This is a genomic window from Microcoleus sp. CAWBG640, from assembly GCF_020883015.1.
GTDB classification, from domain to species: Bacteria; Cyanobacteriota; Cyanobacteriia; order Cyanobacteriales; family Microcoleaceae; genus Microcoleus; species Microcoleus anatoxicus.
Genome location: NZ_JAHRFC010000030.1, coordinates 44,742 through 51,588, shown reverse-complemented (window position 1 = coordinate 51,588; position 6,847 = coordinate 44,742). Strand labels below are relative to the sequence as shown.

General features: G+C 43.5%; 2 protein-coding genes. One reads left to right on the top strand and one right to left on the bottom strand.

What is annotated here, in order from left to right; all coding sequences use genetic code 11:
* Positions 1-932 precede the first annotated feature (932 nt).
* A complete protein-coding gene (locus AAFP11_RS16450) occupies positions 933-5,888 on the top strand; it encodes a S8 family serine peptidase (RefSeq protein WP_341738036.1) in 4,956 nt (1,651 codons plus the stop codon).
* A gap of 436 nt (positions 5,889-6,324) precedes the next feature.
* On the opposite strand, the gene AAFP11_RS16445 is transcribed toward AAFP11_RS16450, so the two are convergent.
* Positions 6,325-6,660, bottom strand: coding sequence for an endonuclease domain-containing protein (locus AAFP11_RS16445; protein ID WP_341738035.1), 336 nt, complete (start codon positions 6,658-6,660; stop codon positions 6,325-6,327).
* Between the last annotated feature and the right edge of the window lie 187 nt (positions 6,661-6,847).

The following is a 6,847-nucleotide window of genomic DNA, read 5'->3' as shown; positions in this document are numbered from 1 at the left end:
CCCCCTTAATAAGGGGGGGACAAGAGTTCTCTCAAAGTCCCCCTTCTTAAGGGGGATTTAGGGGGATCTAGACTTTCGGATCAAGCAGAGAGACCGTGGGTTTCAGGCTGAAACTAGATCCCCCCTAACCCCCCTTAATAAGGGGGGGACAAGAGTTCTCTCAAAGTCCCCCTTCTTAAGGGGGATTTAGGGGGATCTAGACTTTCGGATCAAGCAGAGAGACCGTGGGTTTCAGGCTGAAACTAGATCCCCCCTAGCCCCCCTTAAGAAGGGGGGGACAAGAGAAGTCAGTCAAAGTGGGTGTTTTTATTGAGTTGTCTTGAATCGATCGCATATTTATATTTTTCAGTTTTCTCCGTTAGGTTTTTGAGTATTTCGATCAACCCTAAATTTCCCTGAAAACGGTATTTCTCAATGAGAATTTAACCCCGTTTTAATGAAGCAGGGAAGTATTAAAGCATTTTGTGAAGAAGCTTGAGTGATATTTGTTTGGGTTTTAGACTTTAATCCAAATTTCACCTTGGTAGTCATGTTATCAGAAATCAGAAAAAAACCAAGTGTAAATTCTAACTATTTTAGCAATTACGCATTTTTCACCTGTGATTGCGTGGGAAGGGTTGTGTAGCGGATATTTCTGGTTGAGGAGGGGATTGCTATCCCCAAAACTTTACACAAACTTTACGACCGCACAAATACTTTTGGTATACAATAACCGTGTGAAGAAGCGAAAAATCATAAAAATTAAGCATTGACAAAGTTTTTGCGGATCGCCTATACAGAAAATTTGTTAAGTTGGCGTAATTTCTCAAATAAACAGAAAATTTTGACGATTACTGAAAAATCCTTGTCAACAAAGGGTTTTGGTTGAATGTCTGAAGGCATTTAATTAAGTTTGTGCGATCGACTTCATATTAATACAGGGTGCAAAAGTTATGGGTTGGCTAAATTTTGGTGGCAAAAAACGCGATCGGGCTCAAGGTTTTGGGGATTCCAGTAAAACAAAGAGTCGGAAACGACCGAAAAGTTTTATATTAGAAAAAATTGTGACTCCGAGTGCGGGTTTTGGAGATTTACAGCACGAATTTGACCACTTACATCAGTTATTAGGTGCTTTTTCTCTACCAGATTTAGATTTACCGAATTTCTTTGCTGATGGTGGTGTTTGCCCGATCGCCCCTGATGCACCAACTAATAATTTACCACCGCTGATTGATTTTGACCCGCTGGGTCTGTACCATGATGGGATTGCCACTCAAACCCCTTACAATCCGGGTGGCGCGTTTGAGACTTTGCCAATTGCTTTGATTCCTGTCGATCCGCATTCGCCGAATCCTAACAATCCGAATGCAATCCGTCAATTGCTCAATTTTCCTTTAGTTTCTCAGCCGTTGGTGGGAAGTATTGATACGGGTGTGAGTGCGGATAGTCCTTATTTGAATTACGCGAATATTAAGAAGGGCCGCGATTATGTGGGCGGGGATGATAATCCGTTGCTGAAAGCTGGGGAAGGTAGCGAGCACGGTACTTTTATGTTGGGGATTATTGACGCAATTAATAAGACTGCGCCGAAATGGGTGGGAAGGGCGATCGATTCTGGGAGATGGGCGGATTCTTTGGTAGAGTTTGTGGATGCTGCGAAGGCTTCTGGACAGAAAAATGCGATCGCAAATCTCAGTTTGGATTTGACTCAGAAGAATGCTGACGGGAGTGTGACGACGCGCTATGAGTTGACGACCGCAGAAAGGAGTGCGATCGAATATGCGCGGCAAAATGGCGTAATGCTGGTAGTGGCGGCGGGTAACGATGGCGGTGTGATGTCGGTTTTGGGTCAAGCTTCGCAGGAGTTTGACAATATCTTTACGGTTGGGGCTGGGGATATTAACGGGCGATCGGACTATTCTAGTTATGGTCGCGGTTTGGATATTGTGGCCGATGGCGGGACGACTGAACACCCCAATTTATCGACTGTGGGAAATGATTTAGGGACGATGGCGGGGACTTCGGTAGCGACTGCTAAAGTTGCGGGGGCGGCTTCTTTGGTTTGGGCGGCAAATCCTGCTTTGAACTATCGCCAAGTGATGGAGATTTTGAAGTCTACGGCGAGGGATTTGGGGCCAGTTGGGTGGGATGATGAGACTGGTTTTGGGTTTTTGAATACGTTGGCGGCGGTGGATTTGGCGAAGAAGACAACGCCGGAGGTTTATAAACCTACAGCTTGGGTAACGCCGGATACTTGGAGTGGACAAGGGAAGGTAACGCCAGAGGAACGGGCGGCGAAGGGTGGGAATTCTCTTGCTGCGGCTACTGTACAAGCATCATCTAGTTTCTCAGATAGCGATCGAGTTGACTCGAACCAGCCTGAAAAATATTACCAATTTACGGTGACTGAACCTGGTTATGTGAGTTGGAATTTGACCAGTCTCAACCCTGTATCAGGATTTCCCACTCCCCCGCAGGTAACTGTTACGAAAGCTGACGGCAAGCCAGGGTCTTATACCTTCTTTAAAGGGGCTTCTCTTCAAACTTCTGTAGTAGGGGAAGGACAGACTTCTTTTCAAGGTGGCAATTTCTACGATCCTGGGACGTACTATCTCAAAGTCGGCAACGGGGCTGGGTCTAGTTTCAAGGATTACAACATATCAACTCAGTTTATTGCTGATAAGGTTTCGAGTTTTACTGGGAATATACAGTACAGAACTCAGCCTTATTTTTCCTTAGAGAATAGCCTGCAAAGTGCGGTTTTTTCAGGGCCTGCTGTTTCTGAGTTAAGTAATTTATCAGGTGTTGTCACTTATGACAATATACAGTTCAACAACCGGATTGCTAAGTATGGGGTGGAGGTGAATGAATCTGGAAAAATCAGGATTAATTTGAATTCTCCCAACGGTAAAATGGAAGTGAGCGTTAAGAAGTTTATTGGTTCTGACGATCGACCGGAATCAATTGCTAGTCTTGAGGTTTCTGCTAACTCGGATGGATGGTTGGAACTCGATCTCAATAAAGGGCGCTATGACATTGAGGTGAAAACTCCCAGCAATTTTTGGCTAGAACCTGATTGGACTTGGACTCAGGAGAAGCTGGTACGACCTTATACGCTGAATGCCACTTTTGCTCCCAATGCGCCACAACCCGGACAAGGGCAAGTTCCCTCATCTGCTGGGGCGTTTGATAAGACTGTGGTGAGTAATGGGGTTGTTAATCACTATTACAAAAACGGGTATTTGACTGTGCAGCCTTCGGGCCAAGTGAGTTGGTATAGCTATGGTACTGGAAATGCGATCGGGGTTATCGAAATTAGTGCCATACCCCTACCCTTTGAAATACCTCCAGATTATGCAGGAAATTCACCGGACATGGCTCGTGATATTGGGACTTTAATTGGCACACAAACTTTTCATGATGTTATTGATAGAAATGACCGCTTTGATTACTACAAGTTTAACATCACCAGTGAAAGCAAAGTAGATTTTGCTTTGAGTGGAAAGATGGGAAATACTGGGTTTTATTTGTTCCAAGACTGGTATTTCAACAGCGACGATTCTACACATATTGATAGGATTTCAGGCACTCCTCCTGGTGTTGTTCCAGAGTTTAGCCAGACTCTCAAGCCGGGAACTTATTACGTCCTCGTTCACAAGCCGCAAGATTATGATGGTGATGAATATGACTTGAAATTATCTGCTGTTCCCCTTGACTATGCTGGCAATACCCTTGACAACGCTCGCATCATTCCAGTAGATCTTACTACTAAGTTTTTCAAGGACTTTGTTGGTCAAACTGATGGCGATGACTATTACCGCTTCGATCTACAAGAAGAGCGACAAGTTATCATGACTTTAGATGGGTTTAGTGCCGGAGCAACAGTTGATTTACTGAAAAAAGTTCCGAGTAACGGTCAACTCAGCCAATTGGCAAGGTTTGATAATGGTACAGACGTTAAGTTCCTGGACGGCGTTTTAGACGCGGGGACTTACTATGTTCGAGTTGCTCCAAATTCTACTGGGGCTAATACCAATTACAATTTCAATTTCTCGGCTCTGAGATTAGCTAGTGGCTGGATTGATAGCCATATAATTCCTATTAATCCAGAGCCATCGATTCCTCAATGGCAGAAAGATATTGATAACACATATCAGTCTGCCATAAACTTATTAGGCAATCCTACTGGTAGCTATGGGAAGACGGTTTCTTCACTAAATGGAGCACAGGGTTACGGTCGAAATTACGATTATGGTACTGTCTATTGGAGTGATCGATCAGGGGCGATCGCACTGTGGCATGATTTCGCTAATACTTACAATGAAAATGGCAGTTTTAGTGACTGGTTAGGCTTCCCAACAAAAGCAAACGAGAACTGGAAAGATGGGCAACGCATTGATTTTGAAGGCGGATATATTTACTGGACAGCCCAGGATGGGGCGAAAGCTTATCGTCCTTGGGAAACACCGAACACCAGTACAGTTAATGACGGGCAGACAATTAACCGGAAGCCCGTTATTACTTCTTTCCCAGATTTTCAGATGCCTTATAATGGGAGCTTTATTCTCCAAAACTATGCTAACCAATTGCAGATTGCCGATCCTGACGGCGATGCTATTCAATTCTACGAAATCTCAGTTGATCCAACCCGTATAGACATGGAAGCTTGGACGCTGGAAGGTCAGCCACCCGGAAAATTTCTTATTCCTGCTGACCAATTTAATACCATCAAGTTCTATGGTTCTGTTCTAGGCTCAAATCCAGTGCTCGTCCGCGCCTTCGACGGCAAAGAATGGAGCGATCCCAAGTCTTTCAATATTAATGTTGTACCTATTAGTAACACTGGTGGCGTTGCAATAACTCCTGGCAATGGTGGTTCGGTTTCGCCAATTTCTCCGTCTCCTACGCCGGCACCCATTAGCGGAAAAGGAGTTGCAATTCGCACTGGTAGTGATGGAAATAGTGGTAATAATCCAGCGAATGGTAGCGGTAACAGCTCCGATAACGGGAATCAAGGTGGGGGGTACAATCCTATTCCAGGTATCATAGCACCTCCTATTGTTTCTATTGGCTCAGTATCCAAAAACCAGCCTGAATATACCCGTAATGTCAAGCCAGGTGATATAGTCAAGGTTACAGGAAATACCAATACTGACAATATGGAATTCTACGTCGGTTCTAAGAAAGTTTCAGTCGCTCCTCAATCAATAGATTTAGATACTGGAGATTTCTCAGCTTTCTTTACTGTCCCTAATGATCTGCCGCCCGGTGATTATACCATCACTATTGCTGCCAAAAATCAACTTGGTCTATCTCAAGAGTTTAACAGTTCTTCTTGGATTACTATTGTTGCCACATCATCTCTGCCCAATCAAAACCCTCCTCTTAACAATTCTATTGACATTACTCAACTTAATATAGAAGAAAAGATTAAACGTCTTATAGTATATGCCTTGGCTCAATCCAATGACTCTTTCGCAAAGTCAGAAAAGTGGTGGGATATCCAGCTAAAATTAATAACATTTGGAATGGGTTTGGCAGGTCAATTGGTTCTTCAGGCTTTCCCCGTTACTCGAGAGGCATCAACAGTAGCATCAGTAGTATTCACAGTTTATGAGGCTGTATCTAAAGCATTGAGTTCAATTAACAAATACATTGAAACCGTTGACATGGCCAAAAAGCTAATTGAAATGATATTTATTTTAGAAACAGCACAGACGGAGGATGAAATCAAAGAGCAAGGCAAAATACTAGCTGACTTAGTATTCAATTATGGCTTTGATTCCATCCTAGACACAATTGATAGTTTAAATAATAGTTTAGTTACAAGTAAATTTATTACTACTGTTCAGACTCTAGTAGAACAACTTAATGAATTGTTTTCTCAACCTATCAAAGTTGCTTATTAAGTGAAAATTACTGAAAAATGATAGCCCTGCTGCTAGATGAACTGCATTATAACCTCGGAATACATATCTTTGGGCTTAGCCTTAGCCGAGTTAATAATGCTTGACGCGAGTTCGATTCTTTGATCGTCAGATTGTAGGTAACAATTGAACAGATTGCACATTGCGATAACTTGTTTGGGGATAGAGGCGATCGCTCTTTTGGGATGGAAAGGTCGATCGCTTTTTTTACGAATCGCGCGATCGATCGATATTGAGTCAACTTTTCCATAGTACAATTGAATTATGTTGCCTAATATTTTATCCGATCGCCTCGATCGCCTCAATCAACCCATTCAACTCCCCTCCCTTCATGTCCCCCCCTTCTGAAGGGGGGCTAGGGGGGATCTAGCCTCAAAAATCACCCTCAATCAAACCCCACAACTCCCGACAAACCCCCTCAAAACTCTGCAACACCTGCAACATTCGTAAACCTGACAACCTTCAATCCATACCCCTGTAAAATACCGGTTCTTTCTGCATCATATAGTTTCCCTTCTTCCGTAAAATGACTCTCCCCATCAATCTCAATTACTAACAGTAATGCCGCACAATAAAAATCTACAATAAAATTGTCGATCGGGCGCTGTCTCAAAACTCGAAAATGGAAATTTCTGAGAAAATTCTGCCACAGTTTTTTTTCGGATGGAGTTGGATTTTTTCGCAGTTGTTTGGCGATGGGGATGAGTTTTGGGTTGTATGGTAGGTGGAAGTTTGAGTCGTTTAATAAAGGCATGATCTCACTGTTGCTCCTTATTAAGGGGGGGACTGGATGTTGGTTGAAGTCGATGGTTGGGTTGCTTAGTCTTGGATTGATCCCCCCTAGCCCCCCTTAAGAAGGGGGGGACATGATGTTGGTTGAAGTTTATGGTTGAGTTGTTTAGTCTTGGGTTGATCCCCCCTAGCCCCCCTTCTTAAGGGGG

Bases quoted from the DNA above. Each gene is read 5' to 3' on its own strand.
- AAFP11_RS16450 (WP_341738036.1), top strand. From the start codon at position 933: ATGGGTTGGCTAAATTTTGGTGGCAAAAAACGCGATCGGGCTCAAGGT.
- AAFP11_RS16445 (WP_341738035.1), bottom strand. From the start codon at position 6,660: ATGCCTTTATTAAACGACTCAAACTTCCACCTACCATACAACCCAAAA.